Source organism: Allobrachymonas denitrificans DSM 15123, assembly GCF_900110225.1.
GTDB lineage: Bacteria > Pseudomonadota > Gammaproteobacteria > Burkholderiales > Burkholderiaceae_C > Brachymonas > Brachymonas denitrificans.
Genome location: NZ_FOCW01000001.1, coordinates 61,824 through 81,149, shown reverse-complemented (window position 1 = coordinate 81,149; position 19,326 = coordinate 61,824). Strand labels below are relative to the sequence as shown.

General features: G+C 65.3%; 16 protein-coding genes. 6 read left to right on the top strand and 10 right to left on the bottom strand.

Annotated features, from left to right (window positions below):
* Window positions 1–2: 2 nt before the first annotated feature.
* Window positions 3–1,493: a CHASE3 domain-containing protein gene (locus tag BMW28_RS00335; protein ID WP_091812696.1), complete on the bottom strand. Its 1,491-nt coding sequence runs from the start codon at window positions 1,491–1,493 to the stop codon at window positions 3–5.
* Window positions 1,494–1,563: 70 nt separating this feature from the next.
* Here BMW28_RS00335 and BMW28_RS00330 point away from each other — a divergent pair, with 70 nt between their 5' ends.
* The 3 genes from BMW28_RS00330 (at window position 1,564) to BMW28_RS00320 (ending at window position 3,056) form a co-directional block, all read left to right on the top strand.
* Window positions 1,564–2,391, top strand: a complete 828-nt coding sequence (locus BMW28_RS00330) for an alpha/beta hydrolase (RefSeq protein ID WP_234969908.1) — start codon at window positions 1,564–1,566, stop codon at window positions 2,389–2,391.
* 125 nt (window positions 2,392–2,516) lie between these two features.
* Entirely contained in the window at window positions 2,517–2,684 is a 168-nt protein-coding gene (locus BMW28_RS00325; RefSeq protein ID WP_143280521.1) for a DUF3149 domain-containing protein, read from the top strand.
* A gap of 150 nt (window positions 2,685–2,834) precedes the next feature.
* Entirely contained in the window at window positions 2,835–3,056 is a 222-nt protein-coding gene (locus BMW28_RS00320) for a YdcH family protein (protein WP_091812694.1), read from the top strand.
* A 57-nt stretch (window positions 3,057–3,113) separates the two neighbouring features.
* Here BMW28_RS00320 and BMW28_RS00315 read toward each other — a convergent pair whose 3' ends face one another.
* Together BMW28_RS00315 and BMW28_RS00310 are read right to left on the bottom strand one after the other, a co-directional pair.
* The gene (locus tag BMW28_RS00315; protein ID WP_091812692.1) at window positions 3,114–3,878 is read right to left on the bottom strand and encodes a 16S rRNA (uracil(1498)-N(3))-methyltransferase; all 765 of its coding nucleotides are present in this window, start codon (window positions 3,876–3,878) and stop codon (window positions 3,114–3,116) included.
* A gap of 105 nt (window positions 3,879–3,983) precedes the next feature.
* On the bottom strand, window positions 3,984–5,072 hold the full coding sequence (locus tag BMW28_RS00310) for an aminoglycoside phosphotransferase family protein (RefSeq protein WP_091812691.1): 1,089 nt from the start codon (window positions 5,070–5,072) through the stop codon (window positions 3,984–3,986).
* Between the two features lie 317 nt (window positions 5,073–5,389).
* Between BMW28_RS00310 and BMW28_RS00305 the strand changes: the two genes are divergently transcribed.
* Genes BMW28_RS00305 through rsmA form a run of 3 tightly spaced genes read left to right on the top strand, consistent with a single transcriptional unit; the run spans window position 5,390 to window position 9,746 of the window.
* Complete coding sequence (locus tag BMW28_RS00305) at window positions 5,390–7,828, top strand: LPS-assembly protein LptD (protein ID WP_091812690.1); 2,439 nt, start codon at window positions 5,390–5,392, stop codon at window positions 7,826–7,828.
* A gap of 14 nt (window positions 7,829–7,842) precedes the next feature.
* On the top strand, window positions 7,843–8,907 hold the full coding sequence (locus BMW28_RS00300; protein ID WP_091812689.1) for a peptidylprolyl isomerase: 1,065 nt from the start codon (window positions 7,843–7,845) through the stop codon (window positions 8,905–8,907).
* A 26-nt stretch (window positions 8,908–8,933) separates the two neighbouring features.
* The gene (rsmA, locus tag BMW28_RS00295) at window positions 8,934–9,746 is read left to right on the top strand and encodes a 16S rRNA (adenine(1518)-N(6)/adenine(1519)-N(6))-dimethyltransferase RsmA (protein WP_091812688.1); all 813 of its coding nucleotides are present in this window, start codon (window positions 8,934–8,936) and stop codon (window positions 9,744–9,746) included.
* Between the two features lie 197 nt (window positions 9,747–9,943).
* On the opposite strand, the gene BMW28_RS00290 is transcribed toward rsmA, so the two are convergent.
* From BMW28_RS00290 to BMW28_RS00260, 7 genes are all read right to left on the bottom strand, one after another.
* Window positions 9,944–10,726: an amino acid ABC transporter ATP-binding protein gene (locus BMW28_RS00290; RefSeq protein WP_200785683.1), complete on the bottom strand. Its 783-nt coding sequence runs from the start codon at window positions 10,724–10,726 to the stop codon at window positions 9,944–9,946.
* Window positions 10,707–11,360 (bottom strand): amino acid ABC transporter permease, encoded by a 654-nt coding sequence (locus BMW28_RS00285; protein ID WP_091812686.1) that lies wholly within the window; start codon window positions 11,358–11,360, stop codon window positions 10,707–10,709. Before BMW28_RS00285 ends, BMW28_RS00290 begins: the two co-directional genes overlap by 20 nt.
* 171 nt (window positions 11,361–11,531) lie before the next feature.
* Window positions 11,532–12,356 carry an amino acid ABC transporter substrate-binding protein gene (locus BMW28_RS00280; RefSeq protein ID WP_091812684.1) on the bottom strand — a complete coding sequence of 275 codons (825 nt, stop codon included), beginning with the start codon at window positions 12,354–12,356 and terminating at the stop codon, window positions 11,532–11,534.
* 230 nt (window positions 12,357–12,586) lie between these two features.
* A complete protein-coding gene (locus tag BMW28_RS00275) occupies window positions 12,587–14,107 on the bottom strand; it encodes an acetyl-CoA hydrolase/transferase family protein (protein ID WP_091812682.1) in 1,521 nt (506 codons plus the stop codon).
* Window positions 14,108–14,440: 333 nt separating this feature from the next.
* Entirely contained in the window at window positions 14,441–15,547 is a 1,107-nt protein-coding gene (gene dnaN / locus BMW28_RS00270) for a DNA polymerase III subunit beta (protein WP_091812680.1), read from the bottom strand.
* Window positions 15,548–15,839: 292 nt separating this feature from the next.
* Window positions 15,840–17,312 carry an efflux transporter outer membrane subunit gene (locus BMW28_RS00265; RefSeq protein WP_091812678.1) on the bottom strand — a complete coding sequence of 491 codons (1,473 nt, stop codon included), beginning with the start codon at window positions 17,310–17,312 and terminating at the stop codon, window positions 15,840–15,842.
* 8 nt (window positions 17,313–17,320) lie between these two features.
* Window positions 17,321–19,297 (bottom strand): MacB family efflux pump subunit, encoded by a 1,977-nt coding sequence (locus tag BMW28_RS00260; protein ID WP_091815250.1) that lies wholly within the window; start codon window positions 19,295–19,297, stop codon window positions 17,321–17,323.
* Between the last annotated feature and the right edge of the window lie 29 nt (window positions 19,298–19,326).

Below are 19,326 nucleotides of genomic sequence, written 5' to 3'. Positions count from 1 at the left end.
AATCACCCGAGTGTAGCCGGCGCAGGGCCGGCCTGCAGCATGGCCGGACTGCCTTCCTCCATGCCGGCCGCAGCCGGCGGCTCCTGCCGCACCGGCTCGGCCATGCGGTGACGCGCCTGCGGCAAAGAACCTTCGATGCGCGTGCCCCGGCCCGGCGCAGACACGATGCGCAGGCTGCCATGCATGGCTTCCAGACGATGCCGCATGCCCGAGAGGCCGTAGCTGGCATGGACCTTCTGGTTCACATTGAAGCCCACGCCATCGTCCAGCACCTGCAGCAGGGCGTAGTCCTTCTTGTCGTGCAGCATCACGCGCACATGTGTTGCCTGCGCATACTTGCTGATGTTGGTCAGGGCTTCCTGCATCACGCGGAATACCACCAGCTGCGCATCGGGTGCCAGATCCACCGGCTCGATGTCCGTTTCCACGCTGATCTCCGTGCGCTCCGAGAACTCGCGCGCGTAGTTTTCCAGTGTGGCCCGCAGGCCCAGGTGGGTAAGCGACGAGGGTTGCAGCTCCTCGATCAGCTGGCGCTTGAACGCCACGCCGGCATTGAGCGATTCCACCAGATGCTGCAGACGCTGCGTGATCTTCTCGTCATCCACGCCCAGCTGTCCCAGCCGGGACTTGATGCGCGCCGTGTCCAGCTTGGCCGCCGTCAGCAGCGCGCCCATCTCGTCGTGCAGCTCCTGCGCCATGCGTCCGCGTTCGGCTTCCTGCACCTTCATCACGTGCGTGGTGAGTTCGGACAGCTGCACCGTGCGTTCACGTACCTCGGTGTCGAGCTGGTCACGCTCCTGCTGGATCAGCTGGCGGCGCTCTTCCTGGATATGGTCGATGCGGCGCGACTGGCGCACCAGCAGGTAGAAAGCCGCGGCTCCGAGCAGAATCACCAGCAGCACGACCAGACGGGCCGCCAGCAGGTTGCGCTCCAGCGCGCGCTTGCTCACCACCAGCGCCCTGTCGTTGGCCTGGCGCAAACGGTCCAGACCCGTGCGCGCCGTATCCATGTAGGTCTGGCCGGCATCGGTGTTGAAGGCTTTCAGCCACTCCACATCCCCACCGCCACTCTGGCGCATGCGCACCGTCACCTCCATTTCGGCAATGCGGCGCGAAATGGGGCGGGAAATGGTGGCAAATTCGCTCAGACTCTGCTGAGAGCCCACATAGAAGCTGCGGGCCCGGTCCAGCGCCGGCTCGATGCGCGACACGGCTAGCTGGTACGGGCCCAGATAGCGCTTGTCGCCGGAGATCAGGTAGCCGCGTTGCAGGGTTTCGGCATCGATCACCGCAGTACGCAGGTTGTTGAGTGCCACGCGCTGCTGTTCGAGCCGGTTGGACTGCTCCAGATGCTCGCGCGAGTTCATGTAGCCGAATTCATTGAGCAGCAGCACCAGCGCCATCACCAACGCCGCCCACAACATGGCATGAGGCCGGGAGAAGTGGCGCAAGGCATTGCCAAGGCGGGTTTCGGAGCGTGCTGCAGCTATCATGCAACCAATTGTGCACGGCAGGCGGCGCCTGTCGTGTAGGAAACAATCGCATTGTCACTTTCTTTCCACCGTGCCTGATACCTCCTCCCCTTCCCGACTGCATCTGCGCGACTGGCCGCTGCCATCCGGCCGGGCCCTGCGCGGCATGGCCGTGCTGGTGCATGGCCTGGGCGAGCATTCCGGCCGGCAGGCGACGCTGGCCCGGCAGCTGGTCGAGGCGGGCTTTGCCGTGCGCAGCTACGACCACCATGGCCATGGCGCTTCACCGGGAAAGCGGGGCGACCTGCTCCAGCCCGGACAGCTGCTGCAGGATCTGGGCGGCATCATCGACGGCGCACGCCAGCAGTGGGGCGCACGTACCCCGCTGCTGCTCTGTGGCCACAGCCTGGGCGGCCTGGTGGCGGCGCGCTGGGCCTGCCAGCAGACGGCCGGAACGGTGCAGGGCCTGCTGTTGTCCTCGCCGGCGCTGGCCACGCACATTCCCCGGCGCTACCACCCCCTGCTGCACTGGCTGGGCCGGGTGGCACCGCACCTGAACCTCCCCAACGGCCTGCCGCCGGAGCAGCTCTCGCACGATCCGCAAGTGGTCCGCGACTATCTGGCCGATCCGCTGGTGCACGACCGCATCTCGGCCAGCCTGACCGCCTTCCTGCTGCGCGAAGGCCCGGCCACGCTGCAGCAGGCCTCCCGCTGGCAGACGCCCACCCTGCTGCTGTATGCCGATCCGGATGCCTTTGTGGATGCGGCAGGCAGCCGCGCCCTGGCCAGCCTCGCACCGCCGGGCGTGGTGCAGGCCCACAGCTGGAGCGACTGCGGGCACGAACTGTTCCATGAGCTGCCTGCGGTGCGGAACGCAGCGTTTGCCTGCCTGCATGCCTGGCTGGACCGTCATTTCTAGGTCATGCAACTGTGGCACAAGCCACTGTGGAGCCTGCAATCCCGACGGCTGTTGACTTGTGTCAAACGCTGCAGCAGCGATCTCGGGCCCAATGCCTATGTTTGTAATCTGAATGGGAGAGTTCCATGGATGTGCTCATGCGCGAACTGTTTGCCACCGACATCGGCCTGCTGACCCTTTTCACCATCGGTTTCATCGTGGTGATGGCGGCCTGGCTGTTCTTCTTTGTGCGCAAGAACGTGGCACGCGATGAAGCGGCCCATGCCAGCGAAGAGCGCAAGCTGCGCACCTGAGCACGGCAATTTCCTGCGGCGCCCCCTCTCGCCGCACGCGTCCGGCTCGCTTATACTGGAGACATGACGGCTGGTTACCTGCAGTAACACAAAGGCAGCAGGCAACGTGGCCTGATCAGTGCCCATACCCACTCCAAGAGGACCATACCCATGTTTCCCGAATACCGCGACCTGATTTCCCAGCTCAAGATGGAAGACGCTCACTTCGACCGTCTGTTCGAAAAGCACAACGAGCTGGACCACAAGATCAAGAACATGGAAGCCCATATCGAGCATGCCACGCATGAGGAAATCGAAACCCTGAAAAAGCAGAAGCTGATGATCAAGGACGAGCTCTACCAGATCCTGCGCAAGGCAGACGGCAAGGCCTGAGCCCCGCCCTTTCCGGCCAATGATGCCCGCCCCGTGCGGGCATTGTCGTTTTCCGGCCTAGCGCAGCATCAGGCAGGCCAGGGCAGCCAGCGGCGCCGTTTCGGCACGCAGCACATGGCGGCCCAGCGACAGCGGCAGAAAGCCCTGCGCGATTGCCAACGCTTCCTCGGCCGTACTCAGCCCCCCTTCCGGACCGGAGAGCAGATAGACATCCTCCGGCATGCCGGCCTGCAACAGCGCTGCCAGCGGCTGGCTGCCTTCGCTGAGCGACAACACCCAGCGCATCGCACTCTTGTCTGCACCCTGCACGCCTTCGGCCAGCGTACTGACAGGATGCACTTCCGGCACCCGCGTGCGGCCCGACTGCTCGCAGGCGGATACTGCGACGGCCTGCCAGTGTGCCTGCTTCTTCTCGGCGCGTTCGCCCTTGAGGCGCAGCACGCTGCGCTCGGTCATCAGCGGGCGGATGCTGGCCACGCCCAGCTCGGCGGCCTTTTCCACCAGCCAGTCCATGCGGTCGTTGGCCGGCACGCCGCTGAGCAGGTGCACGCGCGGAACAGGCGACTCATTCACGTCATGCTGTGCGCCGACGCGTACTTCGACCTCGCTGCGCCCCATGCGTGTGATGACGGCCTCGAAACTGCCCTGTGCATAGGACGGGCGCGGCTGTCCGGCAAGCAGATGGGCCGCAAGTCCGCCATGGAACAGGGTGATGGCATCGCCCGGCTGCATGCGCAGCACCTGCACATGACGGGCAGCGCCAGCGGGCAGACTGAGCGTATCGCCCTCGGCCAGCGGCACCGGGCAGTGAAAGCGCGGCATGGTCAGGCGCCTCCCCGGGCAGGCTGCCTGGACGCGGGCTGCGGCATGTCCATGCGTTGCAGAGGGCCGCGTGCTCCTGCTACCCACAACGGGACGCGCACCGTCTCAGACCCGGCCGAACGCATAGCCCGTCACGTCCTGGGTGCCCTCGATGTCATCCACCAGCTTGAGCAGCGGAGCCAGTTCGCGGTAACGGCGCGCGGTGCTGCGGATGTAGTGGATGAAGCGTGGTGCATCGGCCAGGTATTTCTCCTTGCCATCCCGCAGCGTGAGGCGCGCAAAGATGCCCGCCACCTTGAGGTGGCGCTGCAGTGCCATCCATTCCACCGCGCGGTAGAAGGCGCCGAAGTCGGCATGCCAGTCCTCGAAATCCATCAGGCCGGCCTTGCGGGCGCGCTCCCAGTAGCGGATGGTCACATCCAGCACCAGATCTTCGTCCCAGCTGATGAAGGCATCGCGCATCAGGCTGGCGATGTCGTAGGTAATCGGGCCGTAGACGGCATCCTGGAAGTCGAGCACACCCAGTGGCTTGCCGGGCGCATCGCCCAGCATCAGGTTGCGCGGCATGAAGTCGCGGTGCACGTACACCTGCGGCGCGGCCAGATTGCGCTGCACGATCAGGTCGAACGTGGATTGCAGCACCTGATGCTGCTCGGGCGTGAGCTGGTGCTGGCGGTGCTGCGCCACATACCACTCGGGGAACAGCTGCAGCTCGCGGCGCAGCAGCGCCTCGTCATAGGGCGGCAGCACCTCCGGTCGCGAGGCCAGCTGCCAGGGCAGCAGCACATCCAGCGCCCGCAGGTAGTGCGGCTGCGCCGCCTCGGGCTGCTCGGGGTCGAGGGCGCTCATCATGGTGGCGTCCCCGAGGTCGGTGAGCAGCATGAAGCCGTTGGTTTCGTCCCACTCCAGCACGCGCGGTGCATGCAGGCCGGCTTCCTCCATCAGCCGCGCCACATGCACGAAGGGATGGCAGTTTTCCTTCTCGGGCGGCGCGTCCATGATGATGCGGGACGGCTGCCCGGCCGCCCCCTGGATGCGCAGATAACGGCGGAAGCTGGCGTCGGCGCTGGCGATCTGCAGCGTGTCCGGCTGCAGGCCGTGGCGCGGGGCCACGCTGGCCATCCAGGCATCAAACAGGGAAGCACGGGCGGGATCGGCCCAGCTGACGGACGAGGGAGAAGACGCGAGGGACATGGGACGACAGGAAACGGAGAAAACAGCAGCCACGCCACCCGGCCGGGGCGGGCTCAAGTTGCCATTGTATGCAGCCATGCCCTGCCGGTGAGCACCTGAAACCCGGCATTCCGCCACCGAACACGTACTCTGCAACATTTTCGCTTGGGGCTTTCTGGGCAAGGGTCGGGTTTGGCTGGCAAAATGGCAGGATTTGCAGGAGTCTGGGCATGCTGTCCGGATCCTTGGCAGACCGTGGCCGGACTTGGCGGCACGGTCTTCCTCGTCAAGACAGGAAACGCGTGGTTTTGCTTCAGCACTCGTCCCAGCCATCCGGCATGGCTTCCCCGGCCCGCGGCCGCGCAGCATTGCGCGCCAACGGTAGCCGGCGCACCCTGACGCCCGTGGCCGCCGGAGCCCTTGTGTTGTGTGCCAGCCTGGCTGCCGCTCCGGTGCAGGCACAGACTCAGCCCGACGCATCGTTGCCCGGCACGCAAAGCGCCCCCCTCTCCCTGCAATCCAGCCCCTGGCTGGACGAAAAGGTACCGCCAACCGCCGCCGGCCAGAACACCACCATCATCCATGCCAACCGCATCGATGGCCAGATGGATTATGAGCTGACCGCCACCGGCGATGCCGAACTGCGCCAGCCCGGCAGTGTGATCAAGAGCGAGACGCTCCACTACCACCAGCCCACCGATACCGTCACTGCCACCGGCAAGGTCTACATCAACCGCGAAGGCAATGTCTACCGTGGCGACAGGCTGCAACTGCAGATGGACTCCTTCCAGGGTGGCTTCGACAACGTCAGCTATTCCATTCTCCAGACCGGCGGCACCGGCACAGCCAGCAGGATCGAGTTCCTCGACGACCAGCACAGCGTGGCGCACAACGGTATCTACACCACCTGCCGCGCCGATACGCGCAAACCGGGGGAGTCGAATCCGGCCTGGTATGTGCGCGGCAAGCGTCTGGTGATCGACACCGAGCAGGACGAGGGCTATGTCGAGGACGGGGCACTGGTGTTCTATGGCGTGCCCATCGTGCCGCTGCCAGGAGGCGTGGGTTTTCCGCTGTCGGAAAAGCGCCGCTCCGGCCTGCTCCCGCCCACTGTGTCCTACAGCAGCACCAGCGGGCTGGAATATGCACAGCCCTATTACGTGGACATCGCCCCCAACCGCGACGCCACGCTCACGCCCACCATCATCGGCAAGCGCGGCATCGACCTGTACGGCCAGTTCCGCTATCTGGAGAACAGCTATAGCGGCCAGATCGATGCCAACTACATGCCGAGCGACAAGCTGCGCGACATGGAGCGCTGGCGCTACCAACTGGCCCACACGCAGGCGATTCCGACCACCAACTGGGGGACATTCGGCCTGAACCTGGACATGCGCCGCGTGAGCGACGACAACTACTGGCGCGATTTCCGCGACATGAGCCAGAGCTACACCAATCTGACGGAGCGCGTACTGCCCAGCACGGCAACGCTCAGCTGGGGGCTGGGCCACTGGTCCGCCTATGTCACACACCAGCGCTGGCAGACCCTGCAGGAACCGGACATCATCATCCCGCCGTTCGACAAGCTGCCGCAGGCGCATGCGCGTTATGCCCGCACCGACCTGAACGGCTTCGACCTGTCGCTGGATCTGGACGTGACGCGGTTCAAGTCGCGCCCCGAATTAACCGGCTATCCCAACGGTACCCGCGGCTATGCCGTGGGCCAGCTGAGTTACCCGTGGATCCGTCCCTGGGGCTATGTCACACCGTCGCTGCAACTGCACGCCACGCAGTACCAGACCGACTCTCCTATGACCAACGGTGCCACGTCTGCCAGTCGCGTGCTGCCTACCGTCACGGTGGACAGCGGCCTGGTGTTCGAACGCGACACCACCCTGTTCGGCCGCAAGGTACAGCAGACGCTGGAGCCACGCCTGTTCTACGCCTACACCCCGTACAAGGACCAGAGCTTCCTTCCGGTGTACGACAGTTCGCTCAAGGACTTCAACCTGGCCAGCATCTTCAGCGCCAACCCGTTCTCGGGCGATGACCGTATTGCCGATGCCCAGGCCGTGACCGCAGGCCTCACCAGCCGCCTGTACGATGCCGACGACGGCGCCGAGCTGGCCCGTTTCACCATCGCCGGCCGCAAGCAGTTCAAGACGCGCCAAGTCACGCTCAACCCGGCCGACAAGCCCAACGAATTTTCCTTCAGCAACCTGCTGTTCGACGGCAACATCCAGTGGAACCCCAAGTGGAATGCCCGTGCCAGCGTGCAGTGGGATCCCGAGAGCAAGCGCAGCATCCGCAGCGTGGTGGGTGCCAGCTATAGCCCCGGCCCGTATCGCACCATTTCGGCCAACTACCGCCTGCAGCGCGGCGTGTCCGAGCAGGTGGATGTGGGCTGGCAGTGGCCGCTCAACGACCTGTGGGGCGACAAGGGCGAGGACCGCGGTCCGGGCCTAGGACAGGGTCCCGGCCGCTGGTACTCGGTCGGCCGCGTCTACTACTCGCTCACCGACCGGCGCGTGGTCGACTCCATCTTGGGTCTGGAATACGATGCCTGCTGCTGGATCGGCCGCATCGCCCTGCGCCGCCAGCAGACGCAGGCCTTGCCGGTCGTCAAGATGGACAACAAGATCATGTTCCAGCTCGAATTCGTCGGCCTGTCGCGCATCGGCTCCAGCCCGATCCGCACTTTCCGCGAGAATGTCCCCAACTACATGCTGCTGCGCGACCGCACGGTCGAGCGCAGCCGCTTTGCCGATTACAACTGAAAGGTGATGGCACGATGAAAACCACCGTGAAGCAATCTCCGGCCCTGGCCCGCTCCGGCGCCCTGACCCTGGCCATTCTGCTCGGCTTGTCGGCCGCAGCCCTGCCGGCTCAGGCACAAACCGCCGGCAAGTCCAAGACTGCCGCCACGAAAAAGGCGCCCCAGGCGTCCAGCCGCAGCGGCGACTACATCGTGGCCATCGTCAACAGCGAACCGGTCACCAACCACGAAGTCAACCGCCGTGCCAGCATGCTGGCGCAGCAACTTGCAGCCAACAAGGTGGCCGTGCCGGATCGCGCCACGCTGCTGCGCCGCGCCCTGAATGACGAGATCCTGCAGAAGGCCGCGACCTTCTCAGCGCGCAACAGCGGCATGACCGTCGGCGACGAGGAGCTGCGCCAGATCGAGGCCAACCTGGCGCGCGACCGCAAGATGAGCGTGGAAGAATTCCGCAAGCGCATCATTTCCGAGCGCGGCATCACGGCCAGCCAGTACCGCCAGAGCCTGCTCGACCAGATCCTGCTCGAGCGCGTGCGCGATGCCCGCATCAATGCCGAAGTGGCCCGCATCAGCGACATCGAAGCCCTCGACCTGCTGCGCGAAGAACAGCGCAAGACCGGCGCCACCCTGACCGCCGACCAGAGCCATGCCCGCCATATCCTGCTGCGTCCGGCCCAGGGCATGACGGAAAAGCAGGCACTGGCACGACTGGCCACGGTGCGCAGCAGCATCGCCTCCGGCAAGACCGACTTCGCCACCGCCGCCCGCGAGATCTCGCAGGATGGCAGCGCCAGTGCCGGTGGTGATCTGGGCTGGGCTCCTGCCGGCCAGTTCGTTCCGGAGTTCGAAGCCGAACTGGCCCGCCTCAAGCCCGGCCAGATGAGCCAGCCCTTCCTGTCGCGATTCGGCGCGCATCTGGTGCAGCTGATCGAGCGCCGCACCGAGCCCATGAACCAGGCGCAGCAGATTGCCGTGGCTCGTGCGGCCCTGCGCGAGCGCAAGGCCGCCCAGGCACTGCAGGCCTGGGAAAACGAGATCCGCAATCGCGCCTACATCGAAATGCGGGCAGAGCCGCGTTGAGCCTCTCGCGCCGTTCCCCTTCGCGTGTGCCTGCGGGTGCACGTAAGCCGCGCCCGGTCACGGGCGGTGGCGGCCATGTGGCGCGCAAGCGCTTTGGCCAGAACTTCCTGCAGGACCAGGGCATCATCGACGGCATCGTGCGTGCCATCGATCCGCAGCCCGATGAGCGCCTGATCGAGATCGGCCCCGGTCTGGCGGCGCTGACGCAGCCGCTGGTGGAGCGCGCCGGCCGCATGACCGTGATCGAGCTGGATCGCGATCTGGCGGCCCGCCTGCGCCAGCATCCGCAGCTGGACGTGATCGAGTCGGATGTGCTCAAGGTGGATTTCACCGCGCTGGCGGTGGAGCGCGACTGGCCGAAGCTGCGCGTGGTCGGCAACCTGCCCTACAACATCTCCACCCCCATCCTGTTCCACCTGCTGGACCATGTGGATGTGGTGCAGGACCAGCACTTCATGCTGCAGAAGGAAGTGATCGACCGCATGGTGGCCACGCCTGCACAGGGCGACTACAGCCGCCTGAGCGTGATGCTGCAGTGGCGCTACGCCATGGAGCAAGTGCTGTTCGTGCCGCCGGAAAGCTTCGATCCGCCGCCCAAAGTGAACAGCGCCGTGGTGCGCATGGTGCCGCTGGCCGAACCGCCGGAGCTGGACATGCCCCTGTTTGGCTCGCTGGTGCAATCGGCCTTCAGCCAGCGCCGCAAGCTGCTGCGCCATACGCTGGGACACTGGCTGGAAGACAAGGGCTTTGGCGGTGAATTCGATCTGCAGCGCCGGGCCGAAGAAGTGCCGGTGGCGGAATATGTCGCTCTGGCACAGCATGTATCATTGAAGGCCTGATCCGGCTGAAGCGCCACGGTTCAGTCTTCTCGACAAAGAATGTTCTACTGCTTTTCGGCCTTGGCGCAATAGCCCCTTGCGCAGATTTCACCGTGTTGGCAAGGCGAAGGGAGCCTACGGCTGCGCCGAGTTGGCGCACGGCGGCCTTTGCGGCCGTTGCTGTATGAATCAGGCGCTCACGCCCGATCCCACACGGATCACAGCATGTGCTGCAGAAACGCCTGCGCGCGCGGATGCTGCGGGCTGGCAAAGAAGTCGCGCGCCGGCCGATCCTCGACGATCACGCCTTCGTCCATGAACAGCACGCGGTGCGCCACTTCGCGCGCAAACGCCATTTCGTGTGTCACCACCAGCATGGTCATGTGCTCGGCCGCGAGCTGGCGCACCGTGCGCAGCACTTCGCCGGTCAGTTCCGGATCGAGCGCGCTGGTAGGCTCGTCGAACAGCATGATTTCCGGCTCCATGGCCAGCGCACGGGCAATCGCCACGCGCTGCTTCTGCCCGCCGGAAAGACGGCCGGGATAGGCATCGCGCTTGTCCTGCAGGCCGACCTTGCGCAGCAGTTCTTCGGCCTTGGGCACGATCTCGCCACGCCCCAGCCCCTTGACCGTCATCGGCGCCTCGATCAGGTTCTGCAGCACCGTCATGTGCGGGAACAGGTTGAAGTGCTGGAACACCATGCCGGTGCGTGCGCAGATGCGGCGCACCGAGCGGTCGTCCGGATAGCGTGCCTGTCCGCCGGTATCGTTCTGCACCAGCGTCTCGCCGGCAATCTCGATGCTGCCGCTCTCGATGGCTTCCAGGTGGTTGATGCAGCGCAGCAGAGTGGACTTGCCGGAGCCGGAAGAGCCCAGGATGGCGATCACCTCGCCCGGCGCCACCTGCAGCGACACGCCGCGCAGCACGGCATTGCTGCCGAAGCGCTTGTGCACGTCCTGCAGGCTCAGGGCAAATGCGGGCTTACTGGTTCTGTCGGGCATAGCGTTGCTCCATGCGCTGGAACACCCAGGTGAGCACCAGTGTCATGATCAGATAGAAGGCAGCCGCCACGATGAAGGGCGTGACGGTGAACTCGCGCTGCACAATGTTGCGCGCCGCGCGCAGCAGGTCATTCAGCGCCAGCACGTAGATCAGTGCCGTGTCCTTGACCAGCGTGATGGTCTCGTTGCTCATGGGCGGCAGGATGTGGCGCACCATCTGCGGCAGCACGATGCGGCGCATGGTCTGACCGTAGCTCATGCCGAGCGACTTGGCCGCCTCGTACTGGCCCTTGTCCACACTCTGGATGCCGGCGCGGAAGATCTCGGCGAAATAGGCCGCAAAATTGAGAGAAAACGCCACCACCGCCGACGGAAAGTCCGGCAGCTTGATGCCGATCACCGGCACGAAAGGCAGCGCAAAATAGATGAACAGCAGCTGCAGCATCAGCGGCGTGCCGCGCATCAGCCAAATATAGCCGCTCACGGCCGAACGCACCACCGCCCAGTTCGACAGGCGCAGCAAGGCCAGCGCCAGTCCCAGCGGAATGGACAGCAGCAGCGTGATGAAGAACAGTTTGAGCGTGGTGCCCGCACCCTCCATCAGGGAGGGGAGCATCGCGATGATGGAATCCATACGTGTGGTGGTCGGGCAGAGGGGTCTGGCGGCCAGCGAGACAGCCCTGCATCATAGCGCCAATCGGGATGGGGCAACAAGCACCCGTCCGGAAGGTGCTGGTCTGCCCACCCACGACCACAGCCGTTCACAGGCGCTGCCCGAAGCACGGGCATCCGTCCCGTGGGCCTATTACTTCTTCGCTTCCTCGAACCACTTGGCGTAGATGGTCTGCGCCGTGCCATCGGTCTTCATGGCGTCCAGCGCGTTGTCCAGCTTGGCCAGCAGCTCGGTGTCATCCTTGCGCAGGCCCACGCCATAGTCTTCGCTGCCGAAGTTCTCTTCCAGCACCTTGTACTCGCCCGGCTTCTTGCTGGTGTAGTAGCGGCCCACCACTTCGTCCACCACCACGGCATCCAGGCGGCCGGTGCTCAGGTCCATCAGCGCGGCGACGTTGTCACCGAACTTCTTGATTTCCTTCATGGACTTGGCCAGCTCGGCTTCCTTGTTCACGGCGTCCACGGCGCTGCTGCCGTCCTGCACGCCCACCACCTTGCCGGACAGGTCAGCCTTGGCCTTCACGTCGGACTTGGAGGTCACGATGATGATCTGGTGGTTCTGCATGTAGGGCTTGGTGAAGGCGACGTTCTTCTTGCGCTCTTCGGTGATGGTCATGCCGTTCCACAGCATGTCGACGCGCTTGCCGTTGAGTTCGGCTTCCTTGGCGCTCCAGTCGATCGGCTTGAATTCCATCTCGATGCCCAGGCGCTTGCCGGCTTCGCGGGCCATGTCGATGTCATAGCCGACCAGCTCGCCCTTCTCGTCACGGAAGCCCATGGGCGGGAAGTTGTCGTCCAGACCGACCACCACCTTGGTGTAGCTGGCAGCAGCAGCCGCGCTGGCAGCGCTGGCAGCGCCGGCAGCCGGCTCGGTGCCGGACTTGCTGCAGCCCCACAGCAGGGCGGAAGCAGCGATCAGGGAAAGGGCGGTGCGGGTAGCGAAGGTACGTCGTTGCATGTTACGGCTCGTTGCAGATAAAGATATGTCGATGATAACGCGCCGCACACGCTGCGACGCAAGGGCAGCATCCGCGTCCGGCCAGGAAACCGGCCGGTGCCGGCGCAAGAAAAAAGGACAGGTGCGGACCGCGGCCCCCCTGCCCTTTCCCGGATCTGCCGCTTCGCCCTTCAGGGTGTTGCAGGCAGCGGGCACCGGGAGCCTTGCAATACTCCCGGCACCGAACCGGATCAGCCGCGCTTCATGCTGCCGGTTTCCTCGAAACGCTGGTGCCAGGACAGGGCCTCGGTCAGGATGTGCGGCGTGTGCTTGCCGGGAGACTCGCGCAGGGAGCGCTCGTAGTAGTCGGTCAGCTGGTCCTTGAAGCTCGGGTGCGCGCACTTCTCGATCACCAGCTTGGCACGGGCCTTGGGCGCCAGGCCGCGCAGGTCGGCCAGGCCCTGTTCGGTCACCAGCACCTGCACGTCGTGCTCGGTGTGGTCCACGTGGCTCACCATCGGCACGATGCAGGAGATGTTGCCACCCTTGGCGATGGACGGCGTCATGAACACCGAGATGTAGGCGTTGCGCGCGAAGTCGCCGGAACCGCCGATGCCGTTCATGATGCGCGTGCCCATGATGTGCGTGGAGTTCACGTTGCCGTAGATGTCGGCCTCGATCATGCCGTTCATCGACAGCGTGCCCAGGCGGCGGATCAGCTCGGGGTGGTTGGAGATTTCCTGCGGGCGCAGCAGGATCTTGCTGCGCAGCTGCTCGATGTTGTCCTCGAAGTACTTCAGGCCCTTCTTGCTCAGGCTCACGGCCGTGGCCGAAGCGTGGCGCAGCTTGCCGCTGGCGATCATGTCGAGCATGCCGTCCTGCAGCACCTCAGTGTAGGCCGTCATGTTTTCGAAGCTGCTCTTGTTCAGGCCGGCCAGCACCGCGTTGGCGATGTTGCCCACGCCCGACTGCAGCGGCAGCAAGCTGCGCGGCAGGCGGCCGAGCTTGACTTCGTGCTGGAAGAATTCGACCAGGTGCGCTGCGATCTGTTCCGATTCGGCATCGGGCGCGGTGAAGTCGGTGTTGCGGTCGCTGGAGTTGGTCTCGACCACGGCCACCACCTTGGCCGGATCGACCTGCAGGTAGGGCACGCCGATGCGGTTGTCGCTGTGCGTCATCGGAATCGGCAGGCGGTGCGGAGGCACCTGCGTGCCGTAGTACACGTCGTGCATGCCGTGCAGGTGCATGCTCTGGTGGCTGTTGACCTCCAGAATCACCTTGTCGGCCTGGTCCAGCCAGGTCTTGTTGTTGCCGATGGCGGTGGAGGGCACGAGCGAGCCGTCCTCCAGAATGGCCGTGACCTCGATGATGGCCACATTGAGCTTGCCGTAGAAGCCGAACCACACGTGCTGCGCGACGTGCGACAGGTGGATGTCGGCGTACTGCATGGTGCCTTCGTTGATCTTCTGGCGGCACACCGGATCGGACTGGTAGGGCAGACGCATCTCGATGCCGTTGACCTTGGCCAGGGCGCCGTCGAGTTCAGGCGCGGTGGAGGCGCCGGTCCAGACGCTGATGCGGAACGCCTCGCCGCGTGCGTGCGTGGCTTCGATGCGCTTGGCCAGTTCCACCGGCACCACCTTGGGGTGGCCCGAGCCGGTGAAACCGCTCATGCCGACGTTGTCGCCGGGCATGATGTGGGCAGCGGCCTGCTCGGCGCTCATGATTTTCTGACGGAAGGCGGGATGGAGAACGCGGGATTCGGTAGACATGGAAAGACCTGAATGGGAGAGAAAACAGCCAAGCACCCTCCCGTCCATGTGATACCGAAACGGGAAGGAATGCACGTGTCAGGCAGCAAGGTGATCGACCGCTGCATCCGGCCTTGCACACAGGATGCAAGGGGCGCAACTCGCGTCGCTGTACCGGCAAGACACAAACCCCGAATCGGGTAGATTCAGGGTAAACCCTATGTTTTGCTGTATTTTACAAACAGATCGGCGCGAACTGGAAGCAATGTCCTGCGCTTTGCATGGATAAATGTCCCGAATGCGACAATTTAACATCATGCTGCATTGCAGCATGACACTTTGCCCGCCCGCGTATCAGATGCGCATGGGCATCACGACGTACTTGAACTGCTCGTTCTCGGGGATGGTGACCAGCGCGGAGCTGTTGCTGTCCTGCAGGGCGACGCTGACCATGTCCTGGTTCATGTTGCCCAGCGCATCCATCAGGTAGGTGACGTTGAAGCCGATCTCGATCGGGTCGCCGCTGTAGTCGATGTCGAGTTCGTCGACCGCCTCTTCCTGTTCGGCGTTGTTGCAGGCCACGCGCAGGGTGTTGGCGTCGAAGTTGAGGCGCACGCCCTTGAACTTCTCGCTGGTCAGGATGGCCGTGCGCTGCAGCGCCGCCAGCAGCGGTGCACGGCCCAGCGTGACCTGGTTGCGGTGGTCCTTGGGAATGACGCGGTTGTAGTCGGGGAACTTGCCCTCGACCAGCTTGGTGACGAACTCCATGCCGCCAAAACCGAACTTGGCCTGGTTGTTGGCGAACTGCATCTCGATGGCGCCTTCGGCGTCGGACAGCAGGCGCTGCAGTTCCAGCACGGTCTTGCGCGGCAGGATCACTTCCTGCTTGGGCACTTCCACATCCAGCGTGGCGCTGGTGAAGGCCAGGCGGTGGCCGTCGGTGGCCACCAGGCTGAGCTTCTTGCCTTCGGCCACGAACAGGATGCCGTTGAGGTAGTAGCGGATGTCATGCACCGCCATGGCGAAGGACACCTGCGACAGCAACTGCTTGAGCACCTTCTGCGGCACGCTGAAGGAGGGACCGAAGCTGGCCGCTTCCTGCACCAGCGGGAAGTCTTCGGCCGGCAGCGTCTGCAGCGTGAACTTGCTCTTGCCACCCTTCAGGATCAGGCGGTTCTGGCTGGATTCCAGGCTGACGATCTGGTCGGCCGGCATGGTGCGCAGGATGTCGATCAACTTGCGCGCGCCGACCGTGGTGCTGAAATCGCCATCGTCGCCGCCGAGCTGGGCGGTGGTGCGGATCTGGATTTCCAGATCGCTGGTGATGAGCTGGATCATCTCGCCATGCTTGCGCAGCAGCACGTTGGCCAGGATGGGCAGCGTGTGGCGGCGTTCGACGATGCCGGCCACCGATTGCAGCGCGGTGAGAACCTGGGCCTGGGGTGCTTTCAAGACTTGCATGGTGTCTGGATGTCTCTGTGTGTCAATGGACGGATGCGGCGTCGCACGCGATGTACCGGTGCACCTTCTGCGGGCACGGGCCGGCAAGTGTGCCTGTTATTGTAGTGTAGGCTTGCGCGCTCCAAGCCTGACCGGGCGCAAGCCGGCGCAATGGCAGGGAAAACCAGCGCGGCAGCTGTGGCGTCGGCGGGCAGGAGCCACGGCAACAGGGTTCAGGGGTGTCTGGCCATCGTGCAACGGTGCCAGCCAGCCAGGGATGCCCTGCAGGACATGTGTCTGGCTGGCCCGTGCCTTACGCACCAATGGCCGCATCCACCTGCTGTGTGCGCAGCGGCGCCTGTTCCACCGGCACGGGTGCCAGCAGCGGGCTGCCGCCCAGCGCCTGGTACAGCGTGACCAGATTCACCAGCCGCGCCAGCTGCACATCCTGCAGCGCCAGTGCGGCATTGCGGCGGGTTTCCTGCGCATCCAGCCAGAACTTGAGCGGCACCGCACCGGCGCGGTAACGCACCTCCATCAGCTGCTCGGCGCGTTCAGCCTGGGCCAGCGCCTGCTGCAGCTGCACCACCTGCTGCTGCAGGTTGGTGCGCCCGGACAGCGCATTCTCGACATCGGCAAAGGCCTGATACAGGGTCTGGCGGAAGCCGAGCACGGCCTGCTCGTAGCTGTTCTGCGCAATCGCGGTATTGCGCTGCATTTCGCCCGCCTTCAGGAAGGGCAGGATCAGGCCGGCACCCAAGGTACCGACCGGATTGCTCAGCAGCTGCGACAGCGCATTGCTGCTGCCACCCAGACTGCCGGTGAGGCTGAGCGTGGGGTAGTAGCTCGTGCGCACGGCATCGACGTTGGCCAGCGAGGAGCGCAGGCGCAGCTCGGCGGCCTGCAGGTCGGGCCGGCGACCCAGCAGTTCGGCGGGCACGCCGGCCGGCACCGCGGGCAAGCGCGCCAGATTGGGCAGGCGCGGTGGCTCGGCCCCGGGTGGCAACTGGCCCGGAGGCGCATCGAACAGGATGGCCAGCGCATTGCGCAGCTCGGTGCCCTGTTGCTCCAGCTGGTGGATGGCCGCCTGCTGGCTGGCCTGCGATTGCCGTGCCTGCGCCAGATCCAGGCCGGAGATGGCACCGGCGCGGTACTGCACTTCGGCCAGCTGCAGCGTCTTGTTGGCGCGCGCCAGGCTCTGGCGCTGGCTGGCCAGCTTGTTCTCGGCCACGGCCAGTTGCCACCAGGTCTTGGCCACGGTGGCAACCAGCGCATGGGCGGCAGCCTGGCGGTCCTGCTCGGTCGCCACTGCTTCCCAGTCGGCCATGCGCTGCTGCGTGGCCAGCTTGCCCCACAGATCCGCCTCCCAGCTCACGCCGAGGCTGACGCTGTAGTTGCGGTTGGTGCCCCCGTCGCCATCCAGCGGACGGCTGCCACTGGTGTTGACGCTGGCACTGGGCGTGGGCAGGCGGTTGCCGGCGGCATTGCCGGCCTGCAGCTGCGCATTGCGCACCTTGTATGCCGCCTGCGCCAGATTGGTGTTGCGCTGCAGGGCCAACTCTACCAGCTGGTTCAGGCGCGCATCGCCAAAGGCCTGCCACCAGCGATCCGGCAACATCTGGCCGGGCGTGGTGCTGCGGGCATGCTGCCACTGGGTCGGCACCTGCACCGCCGGTGTGGGCGTGGCGGTGCTGGCACAGCCGGCCAGCACGCTGACGGCGGCCAGAGCCGCCAGACTGCGCTGCCATGCCGGACGGGAAACGGAAACAGGACGAAGAGAGGCCATGCGAGTGCTCATTGTCGGGTCAGGGCATCCACCGGATCGAGCTGGGCCGCGCGCTTGGCCGGCAGATAGCCGAACAGCACGCCGATCAGGGTGGAACAGGAGAAGGCAGCGATGATGGAGGCGACCGAGAACACCATGCTGAAGTTGCCGCCGCTGACGGAGTCGAAGAGCCAGCCGATCAGCAGCGCCAGCGCAATGCCGAGCACGCCGCCGATCAGGCAGACCAGCACCGCCTCGATCAGGAACTGCTTGAGGATATCGCCCTGGCGCGCGCCCACCGCCATGCGCACGCCGATTTCCTGCGTGCGCTCGGTGACCGACACCAGCATGATGTTCATCACCCCGATGCCGCCAACCACCAGCGAGATCAGCGCGATGGCGGAGACCAGCAGCGTCATGGTGGCCGTGGTCTTTTCCACGGTCTGCCGGATGCTGTCGGAGTTCATGGTGAAGAAGTCCTGCTTGCCATGGCGCTGCGTCAGCATCTGGGTGATGCCGGATTCGGCGGCGGCGCTGTCGGCATCGTCACGCACGCGCACCGTGATGGAGCGCAGATGGCTGGTGCCCATCAGGCGACCCATCACCGTGGTGTAGGGCAGCCAGACGTTGAGCGCATCGGGGTTGCCGAAGGGGCTTTCCTTCTTCTCCGTCACGCCGATCACGCGAACCGGTACGGTGCCGATCAGCAGCACCTTGCCCACGGCATGCTCGCCCGGCTGGAAGAAGGCGTCGTAGGTGTTGGGGTCGATCACCGCATCCTGCGTCTGGCGCCGGACGCTGTCCTCGTCGAACAGTGCTCCATCGGCCACGGAGTAACCGCGCACGCGGAAGAACTGTTCCCCCACGCCGTTGATGGTGGCCGTCTTGTCCACGTTGCCGCGCCGCAGCGTGCGCGTGGTGCTGACGTTGGGCGAGACGCTGTCCACATAGCGCAGCCGCAGCAAGGCCTGCGCATCGGAGGGCACCAGGGTGCGGATGCGGCCGGAGGTGCGGTCGCCAAAGCCCGAGCCCGGCATGATGTCGATGGTGTTGGTGCCCATGCCGCTGATGTCGCTCAGGATCTTCTGGCGCGAGCCCTCGCCCAGCGCCACCACCGACACCACCGAGGCAATGCCGATGATGATGCCGAGCATGGTCAGCAGCGTGCGCATCTTGTGGCCGATCATGGCACGCACGGCCATCTGCGCCGCCTCGCCGAAACGGCCCCAGGCGGCGGCCCAGCTGTTCTTCTGGTGTGGCACGTCGGTGTCGTCCTTGACGGCCAGCTCCGTGTTGGCGCCTGGGTTGATGCGGTCCGACACGATGCGGCCGTCGCTGAGCTCGACGATGCGCTGGGCGTGTGCGGCCACGCCGGCATCGTGCGTGACCAGAATGACGGTGTGGCCGTCGGCGTGCAGCTCCTTCAGGATGTTCATCACCTCGTGGCCGCTGGCCTGGTCGAGGGCGCCGGTCGGTTCGTCGGCCAGGATGACGTCGCCACCGTTCATCAGCGCACGCGCGATGGAGACACGCTGCTGCTGGCCGCCGGAGAGCTGCCCCGGCTTGTTGCCCAGGCGCTCGGCCAGGCCGAGCCGGGTCAGCAGCCGGCGCGCACGTTCGTGACGCTCGGCTGGCGGCACACCGGCGTAGATGGCCGGGATCTCCACGTTGCCGACGGCATGCAGGTCGCCCATCAGGTGGTAACGCTGGAAGATGAAGCCGAAGTGCTCGCGCCGCAGGCGGGCCAGTTCGTCCGGGTCCATCTTGCCGGTTTCCTTGCCCTCCACCTGGTAGCTGCCGCGCGTGGGGCGGTCCAGACAGCCCAGGATGTTCATCAGCGTGGACTTGCCGGAACCGGAGGCGCCGATGATGGCAACCATCTCGCCGGCATGGATGTCGAGGTTCACGTCCTGCAGCACGGCGACCACGTCATCGCCTGCCGGATATTCGCGCACCACATTGCGTACGCGCATCAGCGGCTCGCCCGTGCGGACGGGCGGCGGCATGTGCGCCTCCTCCGCGCCCTGTGCCGTGG